Raw genomic sequence first — 25,444 nt, forward strand, 5'->3', positions numbered from 1 at the left:
TCATCTCCTTTTAATATGAGCAATGCGGTAACCGAGCAATCCACAAACGACCATCAACACAGCATCTTTCGGCATCGGTGGTACGAGAGCGAGCCATGCGATTTTGTAACTGAATACTTCTGGCGCCTCCGCCCAAAATTTCCACGCATAATACATCCACGTCGTTCCGAATACGTAATTGATCACCGTTCCGACTGTCGCTGCAATGACGAAACCGACCTTTGTCGGATACGTTTCTGAAATCTTCCCTACGACATAAGCTACGATAATGAAAGATACGACAAACCCGAAAAATGGACTAAACAATTGTGCTGGTCCACCTTTAAATCCAGCAAGTACAGGAGCACCGATCAATCCGAGTGCCATATACAATGTCGTTGCAAGCACGCCGCCACGACTACCGAGCAAAAGCCCTGCTAATATTGCGAAAAATGTTTGCAACGTAATCGGAACACCTGCTACGACGAGAAAAGGTAAAAATGTCGTAATGTTCGCGCCGATCGCCATCAATGCCGCAAACATTGCTGCATACACCATCATGACGAGTTTTTGTTGCCCTGTATTTAAACGATTCGTTTCATTTGCTATTATATTCAATACGTTCACCTTCTAATTATTTTAGTTAACTCAATTACTATCATAAAACGCTTACATCTTTTATGTCAATACTTATTTTTAAAAAGTTAACTTAAATATTTTTATTTTCTTGAGAGATATTCGATATTTCGTCCGTTATAGTTAGTGAAAAGATAGGAGGGTTTCGATGATTACAAAACGAGAGCTAAAACAATTTCAAAAACAGAAAGAAACGAGCCTTCCCATTGTCGTTCATACATATGGCGGCTTTGTTAAAGCAGTATGTCATTCCATCATCGCACCGATTGCCGGATCCGTTGCAGTCGACGAATGTGTCAATGATAGTTTTTTAAAAGCATGGAATAACGCCCGTACTTATAAGGGAGAGGTCGAACAATTTAAATATTGGCTCGGCACGATTGCGCGTCACGTCGCGATCGATCATTACCGACAATATAAGCGAAGGTTAGAAGAAGAAATTCCACTTGCCCATTTACCAGAACGAGCGACAACGGAGGAAGAAAGCGGCATTTTCCGCTATTTGAACGTTCTCGATGAGTTAGACCGGCAAATTTTTTATTTAAAATATTATGAACTTTATTCGCAACGCGAACTCGCTGAACATTTTAATTTATCGGTCTCAAGTATCGACAACAGGCTATATCGAGGACGTAAAACGATTGAACAAGCTATTCAGAAAGGAGAGGTTGACGATGACTGATCGAGAACGTAAACAATTGGACCAATTAGAGCCCTTACCATTTTCAGAAGAAGAACAACGACGAGTCATCGCACATATTCAACAACAAAAACAAACGAAAAAAACATCCTCTCTTGTAAAAGGATTACTCGCAATCGCATTATTATTTATGACTATCGTAAGTGCAAGCGTCTTATCGCCAACAATCGCTTCAACGATTCCATTTATGGAAGACATCGTGGCGCTGTTCATAAAAGAAGAACCGACAGAAAAAGAAATACACGAACGAAATAAGGAACTTTCCACTCCTTTACATTTAAAACAGCAATACGGTGAAGTGACGATTGAAGTCGAACGTGCTGTCTACGACGGGGCATTTCTCGCAGCCTATCTTTCCGTAGAAACAGAAAAACCATCCGACAAACCGTACGTCAATCTCCACGGAAATCCTTTGCAATGGAATGGGCAAGCTTTCACTGGAACGAGCAGACAAACATCATATCGAGTGTCCCCTCATAAAACGATCGTCGAACTTCGCACACAAGCAGACTTTGTAGAAGCTCCGCCCGAAACGCTTCATATTTCTTGGAATGTTGGTGGCATCACATTTTATGAACATGATTTAGGAGATCATGAAACGACGTTTGAAGGCGATTGGGCTTTCCAATTCGAAGTCGAAAAGCAACCGACGACACGGATCGAAGTTGAACAAACAATCGAGCAGAAAGAATATACGTTCACCTTGCATTCCATCGAACAATCGCCTATTACAACGACGCTTCATTACGAAATCGAAGGGTTCAATGAAGAGGCGCTCGAAGGTTTTATTCTTTCCGTAAGAGATGACAATGATTGGAACTATTACGCTTCTTACACGACAGGCGAAAAAGAGAACAACCACTACAAAGCACGCGCTTACTATGAAGTAATTCCGCTGGACACTAGAGAATTAACGATTGAAATTCTACTCCCTAATGAACAAGAAGCAGACACTTTTACTTTTACGTATTAAAAAAAGCCATCATTTATCTGAGTGATAAATGATGACTTTTTCATTTTTTCGGTGGCATTTCATTTTTAGGGAATAAGAAAAAGGCTAAAATTCCACTTAAAAACATCGCCGCAATCGACAACCACATTCTCGTCGTCGGTGGCACTTCTTGATGGTCTTTATTTAAAATGTACCAGCTGAATGATCCAACGATAAACATAATCGGCAAAATAAACATAAATACGCGCACGAGCCTCACCTACTCCTTCACTGTTTCTTCATCATATGTAGTTTACCATATGAATATGTCGACATTCTAAACTTTCCTGTTACACTGAAAGAAAATATGAAAGAAGGAATGGACATGACACAACCGATTGTTTTATTCGATGGTGTTTGTAATTTATGTAATGGTGCCGTTCAGTTTATTTTAGCTCACAATGAAGCAGAGACGATTCAATTCGCTTCTTTACAAAGCGATATTGGTCAACAGCTTCTCGCTCATTACGGAGTGTCGCCAGAAGTAGACAGCCTCGTTTTACTTAAAGATGGCGAAGCCTTTTTATATAGCGATGCTGCTTTAAAAATTGCCCAGCAATTAACATTCCCGTATCGTTTCCTCGGTACGATTGGACTTCTCGTACCGCGATCGATTCGCAATATCGTTTATCGGATCATTGCGAAATATCGTTACCGATTATTTGGTAAACGTGATGCTTGTCGCCTCGGTACTCCTGAAGAAATGGCGCGATTTATAACATCAAAACAAAATGATTAATACGCGATACCGACACGGCTCTGATTGAACTTTTGATTCATTAATTCATCGTACACAAATTGAGCGGTATCCCCGACTGAAATCATCTTCCCATCGACTGGTAAATGATCTTTTTCGACACGGTACTTTCCTGTCGCCTCTCCGTCTGGCAAGTACGTTGGACAAACAATCGTCCAATCGAGGCTTGTCGCTTTTAATTGATCGTACACACGATGATGTTCTTCCGCAGCGAATGTGAGCTTGCGATTCGAGTCTCCCGCTTCGTAACGAACTTTCGACGAATCTGTGCGGCTTTGCAAAATTCCTGCTGTCCCGACCGTCACGATACGCTTCACTCCAAATTGTTTCATCGCTGCAATAATGGATGGAATCGCCTCTGTCAACGTTGTCGTTTTATCCGTCCCGAGGGCACTAACGACGAGATCAGCTCCTTCGATCGCTTGAAAAACATCCTCTTTCACACGGACGTCTCCAATCACTTGCTTTGTCGGTTGTTGCTTTAGACGAGAAGCATCTCTTACAAAAGCAGTAACAGCATGCCCTTCATCCAATGCGCGTTGCATGACGAGGCTACCGACACGCCCAGTCGCCCCAAAAATTGTAATATTCATCTTTATCTTTCTCCTCCTATCTTCTTTCTATCTATGTTACGGGTTGACAAGACATTACACAAAAAAAGTGTACAGAGTGAATTCACCCTATACACTTTCCTACTCTATTGAGATACTTTAATGTCTTCTAATTTTTCTTCACCGTCATCGCAAACTTCTTTTTTCTCAACGTAAACCGGTCCACCTTCACCGATCATATTGAAAATTTTATCTTTTTCCTCTGGCAATTTATCTTTTACATTTTCAAATTTCGGTTCATATTGAATTTCACATTTTCTCATCTCAATCACTCCTCTTTCTTTTCTAAAGGCTTCGCGACTAGTTTACCATTAATTGTCTATTACCCTTATAAGTTAGGATTGAAACATATTATCAAGACTTGGAAATTTAAATATTTTGTTGTAACTGTGCATTTTCTTCTGGTGTAAAAATACGCGAACGTGTTAAAAATCGCTTTCCTTCTACACCTTCTAAAGAAAACACCCCTCCTCTTCCATCTACGACATCGATAATTAATTGCGTATGTTGCCAATACTCAAACTGACTTTTATGCATGTAAAACGGAGTCTCTCCGATATGACCGAGCAACACATCTTGACTGCCAATATAAAATTCTCCTGCTGGATAGCACATCGGACTCGATCCATCACAGCACCCACCCGATTGGTGAAACATGAGTGGCCCGTGTTTTTCACGCAAAAAACCGATGAGCTTCAACGCTGCTTCTGTCGCAACGACACGTTGTACGTCCATTGTTACCACCTCTTTTTAGAAAAAGCCTTGTGGTCCATCCGCATAGCTAACGAGTAAGTTTTTCGTCTGTTGATAGTGACTTAACATCATTAAATGATTTTCTCTTCCGATTCCTGATAATTTATATCCGCCGAACGCTGCGTGTGCTGGATATTGGTGATACGTATTCGTCCAAACACGTCCTGCTTGAATGCCACGTCCCATACGATACGCTGTCGTCATATCGCGCGTCCAAACACCTGCTCCTAATCCGTAAAGTGTGTCATTCGCAATTTCAAGTGCTTCTTCTTTCGTTTTGAATGTCGTTACCGAAAGAACCGGGCCGAAAATTTCTTCTTGGAAAATACGCATTTTATTATCGCCTTTAAAAATTGTAGGCTTCACGTAATAACCATCTTTTAAATCTCCGTCCAATTGATTTTGTTCGCCACCGATTAAACATTCCGCGCCTTCTTGTTTTCCGATATCGATGTACGATAAAATTTTCTCCAGTTGCTCTGTCGAAGCTTGAGCGCCCATCATGACGGTCGGATCTAGCGGGTTTCCTACTTTAATTTGTTTGACACGTTCCAATGCCCGCTCCATAAACTGATCGTAAATCGATTCATGGATGAGTGCACGCGATGGACACGTACATACTTCCCCTTGGTTTAAAGCGAACATGACGAGTCCTTCGACCGCTTTATCTAAAAAGCCGTCATCTTGTGCCATCACATCTTCGAAGAAAATATTCGGCGACTTGCCGCCAAGTTCGAGTGTGACCGGTATAATGTTTTCCGTCGCATATTGCATGATGAGGCGACCGGTCGTCGTCTCTCCTGTGAAAGCAATTTTGCCGATACGTGGATTCGTCGCAAGCGGTTTACCTGCTTCTAAACCGAATCCATTCACGATATTGACGACTCCTGCTGGTAGTAAGTCTTCGATTAACTCCATCATGACCATAATCGAAGCAGGCGTCTGTTCTGCTGGTTTTAAAACGACACAGTTTCCTGCAGCGAGCGCAGGTGCTAATTTCCACACACCCATTAAAATTGGGAAGTTCCACGGAATAATTTGACCGACGACTCCGATCGGCTCATGGAAATGATAAGCGACCGTATCGTTATTAATTTGACTAAGGCCACCTTCTTGCGCGCGTATCGCACTCGCAAAGTAGCGGAAATGGTCGATCGCGAGCGGAATATCTGCATTCAACGTTTCGCGTATAGCTTTCCCGTTATCCCAAGTTTCAGCAACAGCTAACAATTCTAAGTTATCTTCCAGTCGATCTGCGATTTTCAACAAAATGTTCGCACGTTCTTGTACCGATGTCGTTCCCCAAGCATCTTTCGCAGCATGTGCAGCATCGAGAGCGAGTTCGATGTCTTCTGACGTAGAGCGAGCGACTTTCGTAAATACTTGTCCTGTGATTGGTGTGACGTTTTCAAAATATTGTCCTTTGACCGGTGCAACCCATTTTCCTCCGATGAAGTTGTCGTATTTCTCTTTGAAATGGACGAGCGATCCTTCTTCATTCGGATTCACATATACCTTTGTTTCAGCCATTGTTCATTCCTCCTTGAGTTTACTATTCTATACACGAATTATTGTAAGCGTTTACATACATTCGTTATTTTAATAATAACAAATATTCATACTGAAAGACAATTTATTTGTTTCAACAATCTATTTTTATGTTTTAAATGTTATTTTAACTATGTTTTATTTAATTTATTATTTTATATCCAATTAAAAATGAGAACTGCAACGATTCGTTGCAGTTCTCATTTCTCAATTATTCATCTAAAAATACTTTCATTTCCTCTGGTAATGTGTGAAGGTCGATTCCCCATACGAGTGGTAATAAAATATAAATGCTCGCTGTAATGAGGAATATACAGAAAATATTAATCCAAAATCCTGCTTTCACCATGTCGTTAATTTTCAACAAGCCTGAACCGAAAACAATTGCGTTCGGTGGTGTTGCGACAGGTAACATGAACGCACATGAAGCGGCTACTCCCGCTGCGATCATTAAAGCATATGGATGCACTTCAAGCGCTACTGCTAAAGCAGCCATAATTGGGAACATCATCGTCGCTGTCGCTGTATTCGATGTCACTTCTGTTAAGAAGAGGACGAGTGTTGCGACGATAGCAATGACGATAATTAAATTGACATCTTGTAAAATCGTTAACTGTTCACCGATCCACTGAGCAAGACCTGAGTCTTTGAATCCTGTAGCAATCGCTAAACCACCACCGAATAACAGTAAAATTCCCCAAGGAACTTTCACCGCATCTTCCCAAGTGACTAAACCACCTGTACGCGTCTTTTTAGACGGTAAAATGAAGAGCAATAAAGCAGCAACAATCGCGATTGTCGTATCATTCACACGAAGTGCGAAAAATTCTCCGATGCTCGCAAATTCTACTTTTGCGATAAACGTACGCGTAATCCAGAAAAATGCAGCGAATGCGAAGACGAATAAGACAAGACGTTCTTCTTTCGACATTTTCCCTAATAAATCACGTTCTTTTACAATAACTTCTTTCCCTCCAGGAATTTCTTTTAATTTCAATGGGAAAGCTATTTTCGTTAAATAAAGCCAAACTAAAAACATTAAAACAACTGAAATCGGAACCCCGAACAACATCCATTTTGCGAATGAAATATCGATTCCGTACATTTTGTCGACAACACCTGCGAAAATCGTGTTCGGTGGTGTACCAATTAATGTACCGAGTCCACCGATCGATGCAGAATATCCGATTCCGAGCATTAAGCCTTTACCGAAGTTCGTTTCTGCCGCATTTTCTTTAATTGCCGTATCGACGTGTGCGATAATTGCCATTCCAATCGGCATCATCATCATCGCTGTCGCTGTGTTCGAAATCCACATAGAGAGGAATCCAGTCGCGACCATAAATCCTAAAATGAGGCGTTGCGTACTCGTACCGACGAATAAAATAATATTAAGGGCGATACGACGGTGTAAATTCCATTTTTCCATCGCAAGCGCGATAATAAATCCACCTAAAAATAAAAAGATCGTATTGTCTGCATATGAACTTGCAACCGAGCCTTCTACCGCTCCTGAAAGCGGAAACAAAATGAGGGGTAATAGAGATGTCGCCGGAATCGGAATCGCTTCCGTTACCCACCATGTCGCAATCCAAAGCGTACTCGCTAAAACAGCTAATGCTTCTTGAGACATTCCTTCTGGTGATAAAAATAATAACGTTAATAAAAATAAAGCCGGCCCTAACAACAATCCGATATTTTGTGTACTCGTACGTCCTCTTGGGGGTTTAGAGTGATCATTTTTGTTATCGTTTTCATTTGTCTGTTGAGCCATTTCCTGTTGTGCTTCTAAAGCGTTTTCTTTTTTCAAAGAAAACATGGAAAAGATGCGTTTCGTTTGGTCATGCCAATCCCACATTTTTGCCCATACTGTGTTCATCTCATCATCCTACCTCTTTTTTAAATTCTTTGTATTAAAACAGATTGAAAATCATCTTCTCTGTATGAATGTTTACAATATTAATATAGAAACGAGAGCTTTTCAACAAACTTTTTGTTAAGTTTTTTCTTATTTTCATATTTTCTGAATCTTTCTTTACTTTACTAAAGCGTAAGTGTCTTTAAGTCGCTTTTTTGCTCGTTCAGCACTTTGTGACAAAACTTTTCATTTTTAAAATTTCATGCTAACTTTGAAGGAGTAAGATATTTATAAGAGGAGGGCTCATTGTGCAAAGTAACCGTACGCGGGTTCAACAATGGATTCAAACATTTCAACAATTTTCAGCTACTCCGTCTGAAGGTGTGACTCGTCTCACATATTCAAACGAACATGTGCAAGCACGTAACAAAATAATACAAATTATGAAAGAGGCTCATTTAGACATAGAAGAAGATGGCTTCGGAAATATTTACGGAAAGTTAGTCGGGACAGACTCATCTCTCCCTTCTATATTAGTAGGCTCTCATTTTGATTCTGTTCCGAATGGAGGAGCTTTTGATGGCACTGCGGGAGTCATCGCTGCTTTAGAAGTGGCAACTCTCTTTGCCGAACACGACTTCCAACCGAAACAGACGATTGAATTTGTAGCACTCGTTGAAGAAGAAGGTGCTCGTTTTCCTGGAGGTCTAATCGGCTCTCGTAGCATATTAGGTGAATTACCTGTAGAACAATTCGAACAACTCGTCGGATTCGATGGCTTGACGACAGTTGAAGCGATTGAGCAAAGCGGACTAACTCTCCCTCAAAGAAAAGCACGACCTATCGATACCATCGCTCGATATATTGAACTTCATATTGAACAAGGACCTCTTTTAGAAAATAGTGAAGTCGATATCGGCATCGTCGAAAGTATCGTCGGATTAAGGCAACTCGCTATCACAGTAATAGGTGAAGCAGGACATGCCGGTACGACTCCGATGGATTTACGAGCAGATGCACTTGTCGCCGCAAGTAAAATTATCGCAAACTTACCGACACTCATTCACGACCAAACAGAAGCAGGAACGGTCATTACAGTTGGCCATTTAGAAGTGTATCCGAACGGTGCGAATGTCATTCCACATACAGTCGAATTTATGATTGATTTGCGTTCAAGCACAAATGAATCGCTGCATATTGCGACAGAGCGACTGTACGATTATTTAAAACTTCATGAAACGGAAGAAATCCAAGTAAAATTAATGGATAAATTGCAAGTCGAACCGATAAAAATGGATAAAATTATGAATGATTATTTAAAACAAAGTTGTAAAGAAAGAAAATATACATTTATGGACATGCATAGTGGAGCTGGACATGATGCGATGATCTTCGCTAAACATGTCCCTTCGACAATCCTTTTCGTTCCAAGTCATAAAGGGATTAGCCACTCTCCAAAAGAATGGACGGAGATTGAAGATTTATGTAAAGGAATCGATATTTTATTCGACCTTGTCATTCAAGAAAGTAAGTGTCAAACAAAATAATAAAAAAAGAGTCGAACGGAATTCCGTTCGACTCTTTTTATTATGCGCGGAGACTCGCTGTCGCTTTTGCTACTTCTGTCGTACGACGCGCTTGTGCTTTCACTGCTTCTTCTACTTGCTCTACAATTTCACCTTCTTGTGATACTGTCGCGCTCGTACCGTATGGGTTTCCACCTGCTGCGTATGCAGATTGATCTACAAAACCTGGTGCTGTTACGATTGCACCCCAATGGTACATCGTCGTATAGATCGAGTGAACCGTCACTTCTTGACCACCGTTTGCGTTTCCAGCGCTCGCCATCGCACTGACTACTTTATTCGCTAATTTCCCTTGGAACCATAAGCCGCCTGTCGTATCGATAAAGTTTTGGAATTGGCTCGGTACGTTACCGAAACGTGTCGGTACGCTCCAAATAATCGCATCTGCCCACTCTAAATCTTCCAATGTAACTGTCGGAATTTCTTTCGTCGCATCTACGTGAGCGCGCCATGCTGGATTTGAATCAATTGCGCCTTCTGGTGCTGTTTCTCGTAATTTTAATACACGAACATCCGATGCTCCTGCTTCTTTTGCACCTTCTGCTGCCCATTGTGCCATTTTATAGTTTGTACCTGTTGAACTGTAATAAATAATTGCTACGTTTGTCATGTTTATAATCTCCTTTTAAATAAGTTCTATTGTGTATTCAAAATAATAAAGAGTGTTACGATTTAATGAGAAGAGCGTTTTCCACTCGGACGTTGAAATGGAACGATATGAGACTCGATTACAGCACGATTTTGTTCATACTGTGTCGGCAATTGTAAAGTTGATCCTAAAGCTTCATCCGTTTCGTCGATGAAAAATCCAGGTTCATCTGTCGCAATTTCACAAACGATTCCTCCACCCTCTCGGAAGTATATCGACTCGAAATAGTCACGATCTTGAACAGGTGTTACATTGTAATGCGCTTGTAATTGCTGTTGCCACTTGAGCTGTTCTTTGGCATCTTTCGTACGCCATGCGATGTGATGTACCGTACCAATTCCAAAACTTCCACGTTCTCCATCTAAAGAATAGAGGTCGATCGTTTCTTCCGAGTTCTCCTCCAAAATGAATCGTTCCTTTTCTCCAAATGTTCCACGTGAAACATAACCGAATTGTTGTTCAAGTAATCGTTTCGTCGCTTCAATATTCCCTGTATATAAAAGAGCACCGCCGAACTTTTGAATAGCATATTCGGACGGTATTTCTGCCGTTTCCCAATCGTTCGTCACCGCGATATGTCGTTCGATTAAAGCGAGTTGTAATCCATGTTCATCTTCAAAATGAAGTTGCCTTTCATCGAAGCTTTCAACGACTTTCGTTTGAATTTGTTTTGACTGTAATCGCTCTTGCCAAAATGCGAAGCTCCCTTGCGGTATTAAAAAGTATGTAATGCCTACTTGTCCGTTGCCGCGCTTTCCTCGATAATCATTCATCCAATTAAAGAACGTCATAATCGAGCCTGGACTACCTTCACTATCGCCGAAGTACAAATGATACGTCGTCGGATCATCAAAGTTCACTGTCGTTTTCACGAGTCGCAACCCTAATACATCCCCATAAAAACGAGCCGTTTGTTCTGGATGACCGACAATCGCTGTAATGTGGTGAATCCCTTCCATTTTCATATTCTTCTCTCCTCTCTTTCATTATCTTGAATTCAAGATATATCATAACAAGGATTTTTCGTTCTGTCAAAAACTTTGTTTCTTCTTTTCACTGTATGGTATAGTAAATGTACAAACGCATACGAGTTTACCACTAGGGGCGCCCGCGGGCTGAGACGTACTCTTTGAACCTGATATGGTTGATACCATCGGAGGAAAGTGGGTATTTTTCACATGGTGTTAAATCCTTCTCCTTCTTCTACTTAGAATGAGAAGGATTTTTTTATGAAAGGGAGATTGCTTATGACAGCACTACAACACATACGAAAAAACAAACCAGTCATCCACTGTATTACGAATTATGTAACGGCAAACTTTCAAGCGAACGCTCTACTCGCATTAGGAGCTTCGCCGATCATGGCGGATTTAGCTGACGAAGTGACTGAAGTGACGAGCTTTGCAGATGCGCTCGTATTAAATTTTGGGACGCTCCAACAACACTCGGAACTCGCGATGACGCGTGCAGGACAAAAGGCGAACGAACGAGGGATTCCCGTCGTCATCGATCCTGTTGGTGTCGGTGCAATCCGTTCTCGCTTAGCGATGTGTCAACGTTTATTGCAAGTCGTTAATCCGACAGCTTTTCGCCTCAATGCAGGTGAGCTCGCTGCGATCGCCGGCGAGCAATGGGAAGCACGAGGAGTAGATGCAGGAAGTGGCGAAGCGAATGTACAAGAAATGGCACGATTTGTTGCCGAAAAATATGATGCAATCGTCGTCGTCACTGGAGCGACAGACCTCGTCGTTAGCGCACGACAGATGTTTGAAATAACAGGTGGCGACCCGTGGATGAAGCAAGTGACTGGAGCAGGATGCGTGCTCACAACGATCGTGGCAGCTTTCGCAACAGTGAATACAGACGCAGAAACGATTCAACAAGGCGTGCGTTTTTATAAAAAAGTAGCAGAACACGCACGACAAGCTGCTACTGGAATCGGTCAATTCCAAGTGGAATGCTTAAATTACTTACAAATGGAGGAATTATAAATGGTGAAAATCGCAATGACAATCGCAGGTTCAGATAGTGGCGGAGGTGCAGGGATTCAAGCGGACTTAAAAACATTCCAAGAGCTCGGAACGTTCGGTACATCTGCCATTACAGCGATCACAGCTCAAAATACGTTAGGGGTGCACGGGGTTCAACCGATCGATATCGATATGATCGAAAGCCAAATCGATGCGGTCATGACAGACTTACGCCCAGACGCGGTGAAAACTGGAATGCTATTTTCTGCTGAAATTATTCAAATCGTCGCTGAGAAGTTCAAACAATACAATGTTCAAAATATCGTCATCGACCCGGTAATGATTGCGAAAGGTGGCGCATCATTGCTTCAACAAGAAGCAGTCGATGCTTTAAAAAAGGAACTCGTACCACTCGCTACAATTATTACGCCAAACATTCCTGAAGCGGAAGTGCTCGCAAATATGGAAATTGTAACGGAAGACGATATTGCAGCGGCGGCGGAGCGCATTCTAGCTTTAGGGGCAAAAGGTGTATGGATGAAAGGCGGACATAGTAAAGACCCTGAGTTCGCGAAAGATTTCGTATTTTTACAAGATGGTACGTCATTCTCCATGACATCAAAACGTATCGATACCGATAATACGCACGGAACAGGATGTACATCTTCTGCGGCAGTTACCGCTTCTTTAGCGAAAGGAATGTCACTGAAAGATGCATTAATCGTCGGAAAATCATTCATTCAAGCAGCGATTGAAGAAGACTTACAATTAGGCAGCGGTCACGGTCCGACTAACCATGGCGCATACCGCTACGTACAAGACCGCATGGAAAAGGAGATTCATGTCGAATGAATATAAAAGAAGCGCTTCGTATCTACTTCATTATGGGAAGTAACAATTGTGGCTCTCATGAACCGCTCGACGTCTTACAGCAAGCGATCGATGGTGGTATTACGATGTTTCAATTCCGCGAAAAAGGAGATGACGCATTAACAGGCGAAGCAAAAAAACAATTTGCGCGTGACTGCTTCCGTCTATGCAAGCAAGCGAACGTTCCGTTTATCGTCAATGACGATGTCGATTTAGCGATTGAAATTGGAGCGGACGGTGTGCACGTCGGACAAGACGACCTCGATGCAGGAGTCGTGCGTCAAAAGCTTGGCTCAGACAAAATAATCGGTGTTTCGAGTCACACTTTACAAGAGTCGAAAGCAGCGATTGAAGCGGGAGCCGACTATATCGGAATGGGACCTATATACGCGACAACGACAAAATTAGATACGAATCCTGTTGCGGGTACTAAAGCAATTCAAGAAACGAGACAACATTTCGCACAATTCCCTATCGTCGCAATCGGTGGATTACAAGCAGACAATTTCGCACCAGCAATCGAAGCTGGAGCGGATGGAATTTCAATTATTTCTGCGATCGCTAGCGCACCTAATCCAAAAGAGGCGACAGAAAAACTCGCCTCTACTATGAAAGAAGTGATTAACGATGCAAAATGATAAAATTCGAAAAATGATTTTAATTTCTTTATTTGCGGCAATTGCTGTCGTCGGGTCAACGTTCGTTTCATTCCCACTCGGACCAGCGCGCGCTTTCCCTGTCCAACATGCGATTAACGTGATTGCTGCGATGATGCTCGGCACTGGACCAGGCGTATTAATCGCGTTTCTTGCAGCGCTCATCCGTGTCATTATCGGCACTGGCTCGTTACTTGCATTTCCAGGCGGTATGATCGGCGCATTTTTAGCAGGCGTTCTTTATAAAAAATTCAAAAAAAGCTGGGCTGCTGTAACGGGTGAAATAATCGGAACAGGACTCATCGCTTCTTTATTTGCCGTACCGTATGCGAAATTGTTAATGGGCACAGAGTTCGGGGCATTCTTCTTCGTCCCAGGATTTTTCTTCTCTAGTTTAAGTGGAGCGATACTCGGTTTACTTCTCGTAAAACAACTTCAAAAAACGAGAGCGGGACACGACTTACAATTAATGTTCGCCAAAAAATCAACAAATTAATTAGACGTAAAAAGCAGTCAGGCACGCAAATGCCCGACTGCTTTTATTTATTTTCTACTAAAGTGAGATGGCGAACTTGTTTGACGCTATTTGCCCCCGCTAGCGCAATGGATGCCGTCATTTCTTCTAATAAATGTTCAACCCATGTTGTGACGCCACGTTCTCCATCAATCCCTAATGCATAAATATATGGTCGACCGACACAGACAGCATCTGCTCCTAGTGCTAACGCTTTGACAACGTCGACACCACTACGAATCCCGCTATCGAACAAAACAGGTATACGTCCGTCCACCGCCTCTACAACAGCAGGCAATGCATCTAAACTCGCGATAACACCGTCTAATTGACGTCCACCATGATTGGAGACGACGATACCGTCGATACCGCGTGCGACTGCTTCTTTCGCATCTTCTGGATGCAAAATCCCTTTTAAAACAATCGGTAACTTCGTCCAACTTTGAAGCTTTTCAATCTGCTCCCAACCGAGTGTCGGGTGATGAACATGTTGAACGAGCGCATCGATTAACGCTTCTTCTGAGTCATCGCGTAAACTGCGTTGGAATACAGGATCTTCCACGTAATTCGCTTTACCGAGACCGCCTTTTAATGGTGAGAACTGATTGCGTAAATCCGTTTCACGCCAACCGATGCGCACCGTATCAATCGTTAAAACGATCGCTTCATAGCCAGCTCGTTCAGCACGTTGCACCATACTTTTCGGTAAATCTTCGTCCACTGTCGACCAATACAATTGGAACCACTTCGGACTATCGTTTGTCGCTTCTTGTATAGACTCAATCGAATAGCTCGATACCGTACTTTGAATAAACGGAATTCCAAATTTCGCTGCTGCGCGACTCGATGCTAGTTCCGCCTCTTCATGCGCCAGCTTTTGCATACCGACAGGCGCAAATAAAATAGGTGTGTCATATGTTTTACCGAACAACGTAACCGATGTATCCACTTCAGACACGTCGGTTAAAAAACGAGGAACGATTGCCCAACGCTCAAAAGCACGACGGTTGTTACGCAACGTCTCTTCTCCACTCGCTCCAGAATAAATGTAGCCGAATGGATTTTTTTCGAATTTCTTTTGCGCAGCTTCATAAAGAGCTTCCACCCCTACCGGAAAATCTGTTTTTGCTGCCGTCACCTTTTTAAAAAATGCGTCTTCTACTCGTTTACTCATCGTTCCTCACCTTTCCTTAATCTCGTTTTAATTTTGATGCAAAATAGTTTCCGAGCGACTGAATTCCTTGAACGAGAATGATTAAAATGAATACTGTCGCATACATAACTTCAACTTCGTATTGAATGTGACCGTAACGGTATGCCAAGTCTCCAAGTCCTCCCGCTCCGACTAAACCAGCCATCGCAGTAGCTCCGATTAAGCTAACTGTCGCGATCGTTAGTCCTAAAATAATTGCAGGACGTGCTTCACGAATTAAAACATTCCATACGATTTTACGACGTTTTACACCCATCGCTGTATAAGCTTCGATTACTCCTGGGTCGACTTCAAGAAGTGCTGACTCCATCAAGCGTGCGATGTACGGTGATGTATAAACGACGAGTGGTACGATTACCCCTTTTACACCGATGATCGTACCGACGATTGCTTTCGTAAATGGAATGATGAAGAAAAGCAAAATGATAAACGGTACAGAACGCACGATATTTACTAAAATATTTAAGACGTTGTAAACAAATTTATTCGCAAATAACGCATTCGGTCTCGTTAAGACGAGCAATACGCCTAAAGTCATCCCAATGATGACAGAAAATACGAGTGAAATTAATGTCATTTGGAAAGTTTCGATGAGGGCTTGCCACATGAGCGGGCCCCATTTCGCTGTAAATTCTCCCATCTTACAAGACCTCCTCTACGTATACGCCGTTCGCTGTTAAATATTGGACAATCGTTTCATCACGTTGTCCTTCTAAATGAATGACTAAGTTGCCGACTATGCCATTTTTCAGTTCAATAATGTTTGCTGATAAAATATTCGGTTTCACATGAAACTTCTCTGTTAATGACGCGATTAACGGATCTCCTGTCGCATCACCGACGAACGTTAAGCGCAAAATATAACCGTCTAACGTTAACTGTTCGATTAAAGCTGGCGCAAGCTGACGTTGAGAAACCGCATTTAAAAACTTTTGCGTCGTCGGATTTTTCGGTTTCGTAAATAACTCAATCGTCGTGCCTTCTTCAATCACTTGTCCTTGCTCCATCACGTACACATGATCACAAATCTTTTGAATGACGTTCATTTCATGTGTAATGAGCAAAATGGTAATGCCTAATTCTTTATTAATTTTCAACAATAAATCTAAAATAGAATCCGTCGTTTCAGGATCGAGCGCGCTCGTCGACTCGTCGCTCAATAACACTTCAGGTTCTTGAGATAAAGCACGAGCGATCGCTACACGCTGTTTTTGTCCTCCTGATAACTGACTCGGATAAGCATTTTTACGTTCAGACAGACCGACAATTTCTAAATAACGTTCTGCACGCTCATTCGCTTCTTCGTTAGAAATGTTTAACAAGCGCAGTGGAATCGTAATGTTTTCAAAGACTGTCGCTGTTTTTAATAAGTTGAAGCTTTGGAAAATCATGCCGATATTTTGTCGGACTTCGCGTAATTGGGGAAGTTTTAAAGAAGTCAATTCGATTCCATTAATGATGACTTCTCCAGATGTCGGACGCTCTAATAAATTTACGCAACGAATTAACGTACTTTTTCCCGCACCACTATAACCGATTACTCCGTGAATCTCGCCTTTTTTTACGTGGAGATTCACATCTTTTACTGCTTCGACGACACCTTGTTTCGTGTCGAATGTTTTGACGACATTGCGTAATTGAATCATGACGCCTTCTCCCTTCTTACCAAGCTGGTAAATATGAACCTTGAAATTCTTCTTCAATAAATTGCTTCACTCGCTCGGAGTGATACGCTCGTTTAATTTTTTCAATGACTGGATCGTGCTCGTTCTCTTTACGCACGACAACGTAGTTCACATATTGTGAGTTTGTCGATTCTGCATAAATCGCATCTTCCGTTAACGTTAAACCATGTGATGCTGCGTAGTTACCATTAATCACCGCAACGTCCACTTCTTTCAACATGAGCGGTAGTTGAGACGCTTCTAGTTCAACGAATTGTAGTGAGCGCTCATTGTCGATGACATCTAAAGGTGTAGCGGTGTCACGCTTTTTTTCATCGAGCGTAATGAGTCCCGCTTCTTCAAGTAACATGAGCGCACGCGCCCCGTTCGTTGGATCATTCGGAATTCCGATTTTAGCGCCCGACGGAGTATCTTGAATGTCTGAAATTTTTTCAGAATAAACACCCATTACACTCAGTACCGTCGGGATGACAGCTACTAAATCCGTTCCGTGATCTTCATTGAATTTATTCATAAACGGTTGATGTTGATAGTTATTTAAATCAAGTTGACCTTCTGCTAGTGCTGTATTCGGCATAATATAATCCGAGAACACTTTCAGTTCCACTTCTAAACCATCTTCAGCTGCCACTTCTTTCACGACGTTGAAAATTTGTTCTTGTGGTCCTGCGGTTACACCGACGACCACTTTTTCTTCACTCAATGGCTCACTCGCTTTATCTCCACAAGCCGTTAACAACAGTGCAAAAAATACTAACCCAACATATTGTAATACTCTCATTGTCATTCTCCTTCATTTTCATTTATTTATGAAAAATGAAGAATGATTGCGTTCTACTCCGGTGATTTTATTTAAAAAAACTTATCTTTCAAATCATTTGATTTGCAGGAATTAGCACCTTGCTCTCTTTCGAAAGTCGGTTGCTGGAAGTCATCGGGCCTGTCCCTCAGTCACTCTGGATAAGTAGATTGAAATCGTTCTTCATTTACATCCTACCATTTTGGTAAATAAGAACCTTTAAACTCTTCTTCAATAAATTGTTTCACTTCATCTGAATGGTATGCTTTACGTAACTTTTCAATTACCGCATCATTTTCATTCTCTTTGCGTACGACGATGTAGTTCACATATGGTGAATCTATTGATTCTGTATAAATGGAATCTGTCGATGGATTTAATCCGTGTGATGCAGCGAAGTTACCGTTAATGACGGCTAAGTTCACTTCGTCTAACATCAATGGTAATTGTGCCGCGTCTAATTCAACGAATGATACATTTTTCTCGTTTTCCACGACGTCTAACGGTGTTGCATTATCGCGTTTCGCATCGTCTAATTTAATGAGTCCTGCTTTTTCAAATAATACGAGTGCACGTGAACCGTTTGAAGGGTCGTTCGGAATACCGATTTTCGCGTTTTCTGGAACGTCTGCGATATCGTCAATTTCGTTTGAATATACACCGATTGCACTTAAAATTGTAGGAACTGCCGCAACGAGATCTGTTCCGTGATCTTCGTTAAATTTATCCATGAAAGGTTTATGTTGATAGCTATTCACATCAAGTTGACCTTCCGCTAATGCTTTGTTTGGCATAATATAATCCGAGAATACTTTTAACTCTACGTCTAAACCATCTTTCGCCGCTACTTCTTTCACGACTTCAAAAATTTGTTCGTGTGGTCCACCTGTCACACCGACCAACACTTTATCTTCACTTAACGCTTTACTCTCTTCTTCTTTATCGCCGCCACATGCTGCTAACAATAAAGCTGAAATGACGAGTAGTAAGCTCATACGAAATAATTTTTTCATCTTTTTCTCCTCTTTCTTTTTCGAATGATTCCGAAATTCATGTTCCAAAATAAAAAAACTGCTTCTCTCATTTACTGAAAGAAGCAGTCAAATTATCATTTGCCTTCGCTTATCTTTCAGAATAAATATTCTGTAGGAGTTGGCACCTTCCTAATAAATTAGGGGTTGCTGGACGTCATCGGGCCTATCCCTCGGTCGCTCTTGATAAGTAAAATATAAAGTTTGGAAGTATTTCGTTCTTTCGAATTTAATGTGACTCAATTATAGGTGACGCTTTTTTATTTGTCAAACCTTTTTGAAAAGTCACTTTACACAACTTTAAATTTCTTTTTAAACATAGTGAGCACATATGGTAAAACCAAGAAAATAAATGCCGTAATTATTAATCCTAAAGAAATCGGACGTTCCCAGAAAATTGCATAGCTACCATTAGATATAGATAAAGCTTGACGGAATGATTGTTCCATCATTCCACCTAAAATAAATGCTAATATGAAAGGTGCTGGTGGAAATGAGAATAACCGCATTAAATAGCCAATAACCCCAAATAAAATCAATAAATACAAATCAAACTTACTAAAACTCACCCCATAGACACCCACTAAACAAAAGATTAAAATCAATGAAATCAGCATACCTTTTGGTATATATAAAATCTTTGCAAAATACGGAATCAGTGGCAAGTTCAATACTAACAACATAATGTTCCCTATATACATACTAGCAATTACACCCCAAAATACGTCTGGGTGATCTGTTAAAAGCATTGGACCTGGTTGAACTCCGACTACTAAGAGAGCCCCTAACATAATTGCTGTAGTTCCTGAACCAGGTATACCTAGTGTCAATAAAGGAACAAATGACCCTCCTGCAGCAGCATTATTTGCTGATTCTGGTGCTGCTACTCCAACAATATTTCCTTTTCCAAATGAATCAGGGTTTTTCGATAATCTTTTTTCAGATATATATGCTAAAAATGACGCTATTGTAGCTCCCGCTCCTGGTAACACACCTATAAAGAACCCTAGAATAGATTGACGACCTACAGGAGCAGCCATTTCTTTCACTTCTGACTTTTCAATTTTCAAACTCCCGATACTATTTTCTCCTTTTTTAAATAAACTTTCTTTCCTGGAAATAATCAAAGTAGTAACTTCTGCTAATGCGAAAAGCCCAAGAGCTATAACTAAAAAGTCAACACCATCTAGCAAATTAGCACTTCCAAATGTAAAGCGTTGAGTCCCTGTTTGAGCATCTATTCCAATAGTAGCTACCATAATACCTACAGTCGCTGACATAAATGCTTTTACAACTGAACCATCAGAGAGTGATGCTATTGCTGTCAAACCTAGTAACATTAAAGCAAAATATTCACTTGGTCCAAATGTAATTGCGAGTTTCGATAATTGAGGTGCTACTAACATCAATCCAATTGTCGCTACAGTGCCTCCAAAGAAGGAAGCTATCGCAGCCGTTGCTAAAGCTTTTCCTGCTTTACCTTGCTGTGCCATCGGATAACCATCAAATGATGTTGCAACTGTCGAAGCTACCCCTGGAGCATTTAATAAAATAGACGATGTAGACCCACCAAACACTGCTCCATAATAAACACCTGCCATCAAAATCAAAGCGGAAGCTGGTTCCATACCATAGCTCAATGGAATCATTACTGCGATCGCACTAATGGGACCTAACCCCGGCAACATACCTATTACAGTTCCTGCCAATACCCCTAAAAATACATACATAATGTTTTCAAGTGTCAATGCTACCTGAAAACCATAAAGAACACTTTCAAATGCTCCCATTTTTTTCACCCCAATCTAGTTAAAATGGTAAAATTCCTTGTGGCAAATATATTTTCAAAATATAATTAAACGAAAAATATAAAACAAATGTAAATGTTATAGAAACAACCATTGATATTTTCCAATTTGAATAACCATACATTCTCATGGTGATCACTAAAAATAAAATCGTAGTTACTACAAAGCCAAGTATTTCAAACAAAGTAACATATGCTAATAAAGATACAATCGTTGCAATTAATAAAATTAAATCTTCTTTTTTTATTTGCCTCTTTATTTTTTCTGCTTCTGATTCCTCTTTATTTTGTATAAATAAAATAATAGATAAAACAATTAATAAAAAACCTAACCCTTTCGGTAATATGTCAGAATCTATTAAAGCATACTCAAAATTAGGTAACTGATAACTTAAAAATAAATATAATAACGCAAATAAGAATAGTACAATAGATATTTTTCTATCTGTTGTATTGACCATATTTTCACCTCTTTACAAGAGTAGCGAAGTGAGTGTACTCACTTCGCTACCTTTTAATTTTGTTCTCGTAATCCAATATCAATCATTAATTTTTCAATTGTATCATACTGCTCATCTAGGAACTTTTTGAACTCTTCACTTCCCATCCAATTTGGTTCCCATCCATACCTTTCTAACTCTTGTTTCCATTCATCTGTTTCACTCATCTCTTTAAGAGCTGCTTCATAAAACTTTGCTGCCTCAGGACTCATGTTTCCTGGCCCCATCATACCGCGCCAAATAATAAACGAGTCATCAATTCCTTGTTCAATTAGTGTCGGAAATTCTGATACGATTTCATCTTGTAAACGTTCAGGCGCTGTAATAGCTAATACACGAATATTTCCAGCTCGATATTGTTCTACAGCTTCCCCTACGTCAGTCGACATCACATCAACTTGTCCTCCTAATAACATTGTCATTGCATTTCCATCTTGTGCTGATACGTATTTAACATCCTTCACATCTACTCCTGCAACCCCAACAGATTTAATGAATTGCATATGATCCATACTTCCCGGTGATGACACACCAACAACCGAAACTGATGTAGGATCATTTTTCATCGCTTCAATCAAATCATTCATATTTTCATAAGGTGAATCGGCGCTAACAATGTATGCACCATAGTCTGCTGTTAAAGCTGCAATTGGTGTAAAGTCTTTATGACCTAAATCCGATTGATTATTTAGGGGCACAAACATAATCGGTGGTGACGTAGGGAAGAGTAAATGGTCATCTGTATCTTTCGATTTTATATATGACCAACCAATAGATCCTCCTCCACCCGGTTTATTCACAACTGCAAAACGTTGTTCAACGATTTTTTGCTCCTCCAAAACTTTTGCTACTGTTCTAGCTGTTGTATCCCATCCGCCACCTGCTCCAGCTGGCGCAATAATCTCAATTGGCTTTGATGGTTTCCAATCTGTTGCCTCTTCTGACCCTCCATCTGTACTTGGCGCTTCTGTCTTCTCATTATCGCCACATGCAACTAAAATTAATGTAAATGATAAAACACTTAAAAATAATAGCCATTTTTTCTTCATTCTTTTATACCCCCACTTTAAAATAATATTTATATCACTTTCCGCTCTTCTCCCATTTCCCTTTAGAGTATTTAATGAAAAACGGTAAAATAATAAACAAAAAAACTACCCGATAAACATGCATACTTGCTATTAATGTAGCTGATATATCTAAAGAAAAAGCAGTCGCAGCCATTTCGGCAGCACCTGCAGGAACTGTCCCTAAAAGACTTGTAGAATAATCTAATCGAGTGACTAAAGAAAATAAGTAAGCGTTTACAAAAGCGGTCATGATAAACGCCAACATGATGAAAACTATCGTATGCCCTACTGTAAATAATTGAGCGAGTACCTCTCTATTAAATCGAACACCAACTAGTAAACCGATTATTACAGGACCAAATCCTACAAAAGAATTAGGCGGTAACATGACCGATGGAAATAAGTTCGAAAGTAGAAAACTTATAACCAATCCATATAATAATGTACCTCCTGGCAAATGATATATTCTATCTAATAAAATAACGAATAATACTACTATTAAATAAAAACTAACCTGATTAAATTCAAACGATGAAACGACTAAATTTTCATTCGTTAAATTAGGATTTATCAATTTAATCACGAAAGGAATAATGATAACAAACATTGTAATTCTTAATGTATGTATTGCCGCAACAATTCTATCATCTGCTCCATAATCTTTACTAAGTCCTATCACCTCTGAAGCCCCTCCAGGGATACAACTAAAAAAAGAAGTAAGAGGATCAATCGTTGAACGCTTTATTAAATAACTACTTAATAGAGTCCCTATAAATAACGCTATTACAATTACCAAACTAAAAGGCACTATAACAGAGGCCAACTCTTGAATAACATTTGTATCGATACGTAATCCTATTGTAGCCGAAACGAATGCTAGACCTATTTTGAAAATAACTGGGGAAAATACAACTTCTCCCTTTACTATTCCATAAAGAATACCTATCAAAAGAGATCCCATTATCCATCCTGCTGGGATGTTTAAATAATTAAATAATAGACCATTACTATAAGCAATACATAAAAGTAATATTTGTCGCATGAGATATCACACTTTTCTGATGAATCTTTATATAATTCATTCCTTGCAATCTATTATTATACATTCAGAGAAAAATCGCAACAATTTTCTGATTTTTCTATCTTTTGATACTATTTGATAGAATTATAAAAAGCATAAATACCGATTTTTCCAAATCAAGTACCTATGCTTTCATACATCTAATCACTAGATTTCTTTTTCTCGATATGTGGTTTTACGTATTGTTCCACAAGTTCTCCAGTACGATGGAATTTCGCTACTTTCGCATTCGGATCTCCCGGAGCTGCATTTTGTAAGACGACGAGGAAGCGAGTTCCTTCAATCTCACCCGTCCCGATAAAGTTTTGTCCTGCTTCAATCGTATAGCCTGTTTTTAAGCCGTCGATATATGGCAAATAGGCTGGTTGCCCTTCGAGTGCTAAGTTCGTCGTTTTTGCATAGTAACCGTTCGGCATCATATGCCCTGTCAACGACGTATATTGTAAAATTTGCGGATAATTCGTAATGAGCGCTTCCGCTAAAGTAGCTAAATCACGCGCACTCGCTCGGTTGTATTCATTCGGCATCGTCAACCCCGTCGCATTATCGTACGTCGCATTTGTCATTTCGAGACGATGCGCACGTTCGTTCATCATACGTACGAAATTTTCTTCTGTTCCTCCGAGCGCTTCCGCTAAAGCTACTGCTGCATCATTTGCGGACACCGTCGTGATCGCCTTTAATAAGTCTTCAATGCGATACGTTTCACCACTTTTTAAGCCTGCACTTGCGAGGCCACTAATTTGATACTTTTGGAAAAAGTGAGGCGACAAAACAACCGTATCATCAAGCGTTATTTCGCCTGCTGCCATCTTTTCCATCAAAATGTAGAGCGTCATCGTTTTCGTTACACTCGCTAATCCTAATGGCGTATCGATATTGTTCGCGTACAAAATTTCTTTCGTTTCCATATCGTACACAAGTTCAGACGATTTTTCATATTGCTGTTCGGGCTCGACTAACGGAACGGCTGTATGAATAGTCGGTGCGGGAAGTTCTTCTTCAACGATGTCTTCCTCTACGATTTCCTCTGACTCTGCTGATGATTGAGCAGATTCAGAACGGTCTACCATTTGCCAAATCAACACGCCGTTTATAACTAATAAAACAACTAATAGAAACAATTTCTTTTTCATCGTGATCCACCTTTAATTCTAATCGTTTCTATTGTACGCTATTTCACTCGCATTTTCTTCTGAAAATCGTCCCATTATATAGCTATCATCTTACATATTCACGAATGGCTTCGTTCATTTTCTCAAATTTCTCTGTCTGTTTATCTTGACGAGGAACATTTAACATGACAACTACGTAGCGCTCGCCATCTTGTATACCTGTCACAATGTACGTGTCGTTCGCACGGTATGTGTAGCCTGTTTTAAACCCGTCTACTCCAGTTCTCGCTTGGGGCATTCCAGGTAATAAATGATTCGTAGACCAATATTTTTTTCCACTTCGTGTTACGTAATGCGTCTTCTTTGTCGTTTCTAACACTTCAGGATAATAACGTAAATGGAACTGCACTAATTTCGCCAAATCTTCCGCAGAAGCTTCATTTACTGGTCCACTTTGATCCAATCCCGTTGCGTTGATAAAATTCGTTTTCTTTAAATCCATTTCATTCGCATAATGATTCATATTTTCAACAAATTGTTGTTCTGAGCCGTTTAATAAAAGTGCTAATGCCATCGCGCTATCATTCGCTGAAGTAATCATCATACTTTCATATAACTCTCGCACTGTATAACTTTGTCCAACTTGTAACCCTATCATCGCCAAGCCACTCGCATCATCAAATAGTGGTTGCTCGATTGTAAATGATGTATCCCAAGTAATACGACCACGTTCAATATAATCAAACACGATATAGCTCGTCATCACTTTCGTTAAACTCGCAATTGGATATGCTTTGGAACTATTTATTTTCGCAATCGCCTCATCGCCTTGTTCTATGTAGAGCGCTTCTTCCGTATTCCAATTGCGGATTGTATCCCATTGGAAGAAAACGATAATTGCTACAATCATCCATATAAAAAATAGTTTCTTCAATTAAAAATCACCTCTTATACATTTCAGTATAAAAGGGGAGTCTTATCATTTCGTTAGTAAACTTGTCAACAACCCGCCACTTAACGACCTTGCGGTCTGTTTGAAGTGGGGGCTTGCGTCTACCAAATTAC

Annotated in this window: 28 protein-coding genes and 3 riboswitches; of the genes, 8 read left to right on the forward strand and 20 right to left on the reverse strand. The window is 40.4% G+C overall.

The features are described from left to right. Nucleotides 1-597 carry a biotin transporter BioY gene (locus ACFQ0V_RS10540; RefSeq protein ID WP_381013153.1) on the reverse strand — a complete coding sequence of 199 codons (597 nt, stop codon included), beginning with the start codon at nucleotides 595-597 and terminating at the stop codon, nucleotides 1-3. 166 nt (nucleotides 598-763) lie between these two features. Between ACFQ0V_RS10540 and ACFQ0V_RS10545 the strand changes: the two genes are divergently transcribed. Both ACFQ0V_RS10545 and ACFQ0V_RS10550 read left to right on the forward strand, forming a co-directional pair. Then, nucleotides 764-1,297, forward strand: coding sequence for a sigma-70 family RNA polymerase sigma factor (locus ACFQ0V_RS10545; protein ID WP_381013154.1), 534 nt, complete (start codon nucleotides 764-766; stop codon nucleotides 1,295-1,297). Continuing rightward, complete coding sequence (locus ACFQ0V_RS10550) at nucleotides 1,290-2,288, forward strand: DUF4179 domain-containing protein (protein WP_381013157.1); 999 nt, start codon at nucleotides 1,290-1,292, stop codon at nucleotides 2,286-2,288. The genes ACFQ0V_RS10545 and ACFQ0V_RS10550 overlap by 8 nt, the downstream gene beginning before the upstream one ends. 40 nt (nucleotides 2,289-2,328) lie before the next feature. Here the strand turns inward: ACFQ0V_RS10550 and ACFQ0V_RS10555 are convergent, their stop codons facing one another. Further along, the gene (locus ACFQ0V_RS10555; protein ID WP_194562417.1) at nucleotides 2,329-2,517 is read right to left on the reverse strand and encodes a histidine kinase; all 189 of its coding nucleotides are present in this window, start codon (nucleotides 2,515-2,517) and stop codon (nucleotides 2,329-2,331) included. Nucleotides 2,518-2,631: 114 nt separating this feature from the next. On the opposite strand from ACFQ0V_RS10555, the gene ACFQ0V_RS10560 reads away from it, so the two are divergent. Beyond that, nucleotides 2,632-3,045 carry a thiol-disulfide oxidoreductase DCC family protein gene (locus tag ACFQ0V_RS10560; protein WP_381013159.1) on the forward strand — a complete coding sequence of 138 codons (414 nt, stop codon included), beginning with the start codon at nucleotides 2,632-2,634 and terminating at the stop codon, nucleotides 3,043-3,045. Here the strand turns inward: ACFQ0V_RS10560 and ACFQ0V_RS10565 are convergent. The 5 genes from ACFQ0V_RS10565 to ACFQ0V_RS10585 all read right to left on the reverse strand — a co-directional run bounded on the left by ACFQ0V_RS10565 (nucleotide 3,042) and on the right by ACFQ0V_RS10585 (nucleotide 7,854). Continuing rightward, nucleotides 3,042-3,656 (reverse strand): NAD(P)-dependent oxidoreductase, encoded by a 615-nt coding sequence (locus ACFQ0V_RS10565; protein WP_381013162.1) that lies wholly within the window; start codon nucleotides 3,654-3,656, stop codon nucleotides 3,042-3,044. The genes ACFQ0V_RS10560 and ACFQ0V_RS10565 overlap by 4 nt on opposite strands. A gap of 104 nt (nucleotides 3,657-3,760) precedes the next feature. Continuing rightward, on the reverse strand, nucleotides 3,761-3,937 hold the full coding sequence (locus ACFQ0V_RS10570; RefSeq protein ID WP_194562414.1) for a hypothetical protein: 177 nt from the start codon (nucleotides 3,935-3,937) through the stop codon (nucleotides 3,761-3,763). A gap of 106 nt (nucleotides 3,938-4,043) precedes the next feature. After that, complete coding sequence (locus tag ACFQ0V_RS10575) at nucleotides 4,044-4,409, reverse strand: DUF779 domain-containing protein (RefSeq protein WP_381013165.1); 366 nt, start codon at nucleotides 4,407-4,409, stop codon at nucleotides 4,044-4,046. A gap of 15 nt (nucleotides 4,410-4,424) precedes the next feature. Then, a complete protein-coding gene (adh, locus tag ACFQ0V_RS10580; protein WP_381013167.1) occupies nucleotides 4,425-5,957 on the reverse strand; it encodes an aldehyde dehydrogenase in 1,533 nt (510 codons plus the stop codon). 229 nt (nucleotides 5,958-6,186) lie between these two features. Then, nucleotides 6,187-7,854, reverse strand: coding sequence for an SLC13 family permease (locus tag ACFQ0V_RS10585; protein WP_381013170.1), 1,668 nt, complete (start codon nucleotides 7,852-7,854; stop codon nucleotides 6,187-6,189). 287 nt (nucleotides 7,855-8,141) lie between these two features. Between ACFQ0V_RS10585 and ACFQ0V_RS10590 the strand changes: the two genes are divergently transcribed. Next, entirely contained in the window at nucleotides 8,142-9,380 is a 1,239-nt protein-coding gene (locus ACFQ0V_RS10590; protein WP_381013172.1) for a M20 family metallo-hydrolase, read from the forward strand. Between the two features lie 40 nt (nucleotides 9,381-9,420). Here ACFQ0V_RS10590 and wrbA read toward each other — a convergent pair whose 3' ends face one another. Next, nucleotides 9,421-10,029, reverse strand: coding sequence for an NAD(P)H:quinone oxidoreductase (gene wrbA / locus ACFQ0V_RS10595; RefSeq protein WP_381013174.1), 609 nt, complete (start codon nucleotides 10,027-10,029; stop codon nucleotides 9,421-9,423). Between the two features lie 62 nt (nucleotides 10,030-10,091). Beyond that, the gene (locus tag ACFQ0V_RS10600; protein WP_381013176.1) at nucleotides 10,092-11,033 is read right to left on the reverse strand and encodes a VOC family protein; all 942 of its coding nucleotides are present in this window, start codon (nucleotides 11,031-11,033) and stop codon (nucleotides 10,092-10,094) included. A gap of 125 nt (nucleotides 11,034-11,158) precedes the next feature. Then, nucleotides 11,159-11,247: riboswitch (TPP riboswitch) on the forward strand. Nucleotides 11,248-11,315: 68 nt separating this feature from the next. Between ACFQ0V_RS10600 and thiM the strand changes: the two genes are divergently transcribed. The 4 genes from thiM to thiW are packed head-to-tail and all read left to right on the forward strand — an operon-like array spanning nucleotide 11,316 to nucleotide 14,060. Continuing rightward, a complete protein-coding gene (gene thiM, locus ACFQ0V_RS10605; protein WP_381013177.1) occupies nucleotides 11,316-12,059 on the forward strand; it encodes a hydroxyethylthiazole kinase in 744 nt (247 codons plus the stop codon). Continuing rightward, the gene (gene thiD / locus ACFQ0V_RS10610) at nucleotides 12,060-12,890 is read left to right on the forward strand and encodes a bifunctional hydroxymethylpyrimidine kinase/phosphomethylpyrimidine kinase (RefSeq protein WP_381013179.1); all 831 of its coding nucleotides are present in this window, start codon (nucleotides 12,060-12,062) and stop codon (nucleotides 12,888-12,890) included. After that, on the forward strand, nucleotides 12,887-13,546 hold the full coding sequence (gene thiE, locus ACFQ0V_RS10615) for a thiamine phosphate synthase (protein WP_381013181.1): 660 nt from the start codon (nucleotides 12,887-12,889) through the stop codon (nucleotides 13,544-13,546). The genes thiD and thiE overlap by 4 nt, the downstream gene beginning before the upstream one ends. Then, a complete protein-coding gene (gene thiW / locus ACFQ0V_RS10620; protein WP_381013184.1) occupies nucleotides 13,536-14,060 on the forward strand; it encodes an energy coupling factor transporter S component ThiW in 525 nt (174 codons plus the stop codon). The genes thiE and thiW overlap by 11 nt, the downstream gene beginning before the upstream one ends. Nucleotides 14,061-14,103: 43 nt before the next feature. On the opposite strand, the gene ACFQ0V_RS10625 is transcribed toward thiW, so the two are convergent. From ACFQ0V_RS10625 to ACFQ0V_RS10675, 11 genes are all read right to left on the reverse strand, one after another. Continuing rightward, the gene (locus ACFQ0V_RS10625; protein ID WP_381013186.1) at nucleotides 14,104-15,252 is read right to left on the reverse strand and encodes an alpha-hydroxy-acid oxidizing protein; all 1,149 of its coding nucleotides are present in this window, start codon (nucleotides 15,250-15,252) and stop codon (nucleotides 14,104-14,106) included. 16 nt (nucleotides 15,253-15,268) lie between these two features. After that, nucleotides 15,269-15,931, reverse strand: coding sequence for a methionine ABC transporter permease (locus ACFQ0V_RS10630; protein WP_381013188.1), 663 nt, complete (start codon nucleotides 15,929-15,931; stop codon nucleotides 15,269-15,271). A gap of 1 nt (nucleotide 15,932) precedes the next feature. Then, nucleotides 15,933-16,937 (reverse strand): methionine ABC transporter ATP-binding protein, encoded by a 1,005-nt coding sequence (locus ACFQ0V_RS10635; RefSeq protein ID WP_381013191.1) that lies wholly within the window; start codon nucleotides 16,935-16,937, stop codon nucleotides 15,933-15,935. A gap of 16 nt (nucleotides 16,938-16,953) precedes the next feature. Further along, the gene (locus ACFQ0V_RS10640) at nucleotides 16,954-17,757 is read right to left on the reverse strand and encodes a MetQ/NlpA family ABC transporter substrate-binding protein (RefSeq protein WP_194563564.1); all 804 of its coding nucleotides are present in this window, start codon (nucleotides 17,755-17,757) and stop codon (nucleotides 16,954-16,956) included. Between the two features lie 78 nt (nucleotides 17,758-17,835). Further along, a riboswitch (SAM riboswitch) is annotated at nucleotides 17,836-17,943 on the reverse strand. Between the two features lie 26 nt (nucleotides 17,944-17,969). Beyond that, nucleotides 17,970-18,788 carry a MetQ/NlpA family ABC transporter substrate-binding protein gene (locus ACFQ0V_RS10645; RefSeq protein WP_381013194.1) on the reverse strand — a complete coding sequence of 273 codons (819 nt, stop codon included), beginning with the start codon at nucleotides 18,786-18,788 and terminating at the stop codon, nucleotides 17,970-17,972. 106 nt (nucleotides 18,789-18,894) lie between these two features. After that, nucleotides 18,895-18,999, reverse strand: a riboswitch (SAM riboswitch). Between the two features lie 97 nt (nucleotides 19,000-19,096). Continuing rightward, a complete protein-coding gene (locus ACFQ0V_RS10650) occupies nucleotides 19,097-20,596 on the reverse strand; it encodes a tripartite tricarboxylate transporter permease (protein ID WP_381013197.1) in 1,500 nt (499 codons plus the stop codon). 19 nt (nucleotides 20,597-20,615) lie between these two features. Then, nucleotides 20,616-21,074, reverse strand: a complete 459-nt coding sequence (locus ACFQ0V_RS10655) for a tripartite tricarboxylate transporter TctB family protein (protein ID WP_381013200.1) — start codon at nucleotides 21,072-21,074, stop codon at nucleotides 20,616-20,618. 53 nt (nucleotides 21,075-21,127) lie between these two features. After that, entirely contained in the window at nucleotides 21,128-22,162 is a 1,035-nt protein-coding gene (locus tag ACFQ0V_RS10660; protein WP_381013203.1) for a tripartite tricarboxylate transporter substrate binding protein, read from the reverse strand. A gap of 34 nt (nucleotides 22,163-22,196) precedes the next feature. Then, complete coding sequence (locus ACFQ0V_RS10665; protein ID WP_381013205.1) at nucleotides 22,197-23,225, reverse strand: AbrB family transcriptional regulator; 1,029 nt, start codon at nucleotides 23,223-23,225, stop codon at nucleotides 22,197-22,199. A 179-nt stretch (nucleotides 23,226-23,404) separates the two neighbouring features. Beyond that, nucleotides 23,405-24,400, reverse strand: coding sequence for a D-alanyl-D-alanine carboxypeptidase family protein (locus ACFQ0V_RS10670; RefSeq protein WP_381013208.1), 996 nt, complete (start codon nucleotides 24,398-24,400; stop codon nucleotides 23,405-23,407). An 85-nt stretch (nucleotides 24,401-24,485) separates the two neighbouring features. Further along, on the reverse strand, nucleotides 24,486-25,313 hold the full coding sequence (locus tag ACFQ0V_RS10675; protein WP_381013211.1) for a D-alanyl-D-alanine carboxypeptidase family protein: 828 nt from the start codon (nucleotides 25,311-25,313) through the stop codon (nucleotides 24,486-24,488). Nucleotides 25,314-25,444: the final 131 nt, after the last annotated feature.

This window comes from Savagea faecisuis (assembly GCF_042675605.1).
GTDB lineage: Bacteria > Bacillota > Bacilli > Bacillales_A > Planococcaceae > Savagea > Savagea faecisuis.

What these genes read in the sequence shown, in the direction of transcription:
- ACFQ0V_RS10545 (WP_381013154.1), top strand. Translation starts at nt 764, where the DNA reads ATGATTACAAAACGAGAGCTAAAACAATTTCAAAAACAGAAAGAAACG.
- ACFQ0V_RS10550 (WP_381013157.1), top strand. Translation starts at nt 1,290, where the DNA reads ATGACTGATCGAGAACGTAAACAATTGGACCAATTAGAGCCCTTACCA.
- ACFQ0V_RS10560 (WP_381013159.1), top strand. Translation starts at nt 2,632, where the DNA reads ATGACACAACCGATTGTTTTATTCGATGGTGTTTGTAATTTATGTAAT.
- ACFQ0V_RS10565 (WP_381013162.1), bottom strand. Translation starts at nt 3,656, where the DNA reads ATGAATATTACAATTTTTGGGGCGACTGGGCGTGTCGGTAGCCTCGTC.
- ACFQ0V_RS10570 (WP_194562414.1), bottom strand. Translation starts at nt 3,937, where the DNA reads ATGAGAAAATGTGAAATTCAATATGAACCGAAATTTGAAAATGTAAAA.
- ACFQ0V_RS10575 (WP_381013165.1), bottom strand. Translation starts at nt 4,409, where the DNA reads ATGGACGTACAACGTGTCGTTGCGACAGAAGCAGCGTTGAAGCTCATC.
- adh (WP_381013167.1), bottom strand. Translation starts at nt 5,957, where the DNA reads ATGGCTGAAACAAAGGTATATGTGAATCCGAATGAAGAAGGATCGCTC.
- ACFQ0V_RS10585 (WP_381013170.1), bottom strand. Translation starts at nt 7,854, where the DNA reads ATGAACACAGTATGGGCAAAAATGTGGGATTGGCATGACCAAACGAAA.
- wrbA (WP_381013174.1), bottom strand. Translation starts at nt 10,029, where the DNA reads ATGACAAACGTAGCAATTATTTATTACAGTTCAACAGGTACAAACTAT.
- ACFQ0V_RS10600 (WP_381013176.1), bottom strand. Translation starts at nt 11,033, where the DNA reads ATGAAAATGGAAGGGATTCACCACATTACAGCGATTGTCGGTCATCCA.
- thiM (WP_381013177.1), top strand. Translation starts at nt 11,316, where the DNA reads ATGACAGCACTACAACACATACGAAAAAACAAACCAGTCATCCACTGT.
- thiD (WP_381013179.1), top strand. Translation starts at nt 12,060, where the DNA reads ATGGTGAAAATCGCAATGACAATCGCAGGTTCAGATAGTGGCGGAGGT.
- thiE (WP_381013181.1), top strand. Translation starts at nt 12,887, where the DNA reads ATGAATATAAAAGAAGCGCTTCGTATCTACTTCATTATGGGAAGTAAC.
- thiW (WP_381013184.1), top strand. Translation starts at nt 13,536, where the DNA reads ATGCAAAATGATAAAATTCGAAAAATGATTTTAATTTCTTTATTTGCG.
- ACFQ0V_RS10625 (WP_381013186.1), bottom strand. Translation starts at nt 15,252, where the DNA reads ATGAGTAAACGAGTAGAAGACGCATTTTTTAAAAAGGTGACGGCAGCA.
- ACFQ0V_RS10630 (WP_381013188.1), bottom strand. Translation starts at nt 15,931, where the DNA reads ATGGGAGAATTTACAGCGAAATGGGGCCCGCTCATGTGGCAAGCCCTC.
- ACFQ0V_RS10635 (WP_381013191.1), bottom strand. Translation starts at nt 16,937, where the DNA reads ATGATTCAATTACGCAATGTCGTCAAAACATTCGACACGAAACAAGGT.
- ACFQ0V_RS10640 (WP_194563564.1), bottom strand. Translation starts at nt 17,757, where the DNA reads ATGAGAGTATTACAATATGTTGGGTTAGTATTTTTTGCACTGTTGTTA.
- ACFQ0V_RS10645 (WP_381013194.1), bottom strand. Translation starts at nt 18,788, where the DNA reads ATGAAAAAATTATTTCGTATGAGCTTACTACTCGTCATTTCAGCTTTA.
- ACFQ0V_RS10650 (WP_381013197.1), bottom strand. Translation starts at nt 20,596, where the DNA reads ATGGGAGCATTTGAAAGTGTTCTTTATGGTTTTCAGGTAGCATTGACA.
- ACFQ0V_RS10655 (WP_381013200.1), bottom strand. Translation starts at nt 21,074, where the DNA reads ATGGTCAATACAACAGATAGAAAAATATCTATTGTACTATTCTTATTT.
- ACFQ0V_RS10660 (WP_381013203.1), bottom strand. Translation starts at nt 22,162, where the DNA reads ATGAAGAAAAAATGGCTATTATTTTTAAGTGTTTTATCATTTACATTA.
- ACFQ0V_RS10665 (WP_381013205.1), bottom strand. Translation starts at nt 23,225, where the DNA reads ATGCGACAAATATTACTTTTATGTATTGCTTATAGTAATGGTCTATTA.
- ACFQ0V_RS10670 (WP_381013208.1), bottom strand. Translation starts at nt 24,400, where the DNA reads ATGAAAAAGAAATTGTTTCTATTAGTTGTTTTATTAGTTATAAACGGC.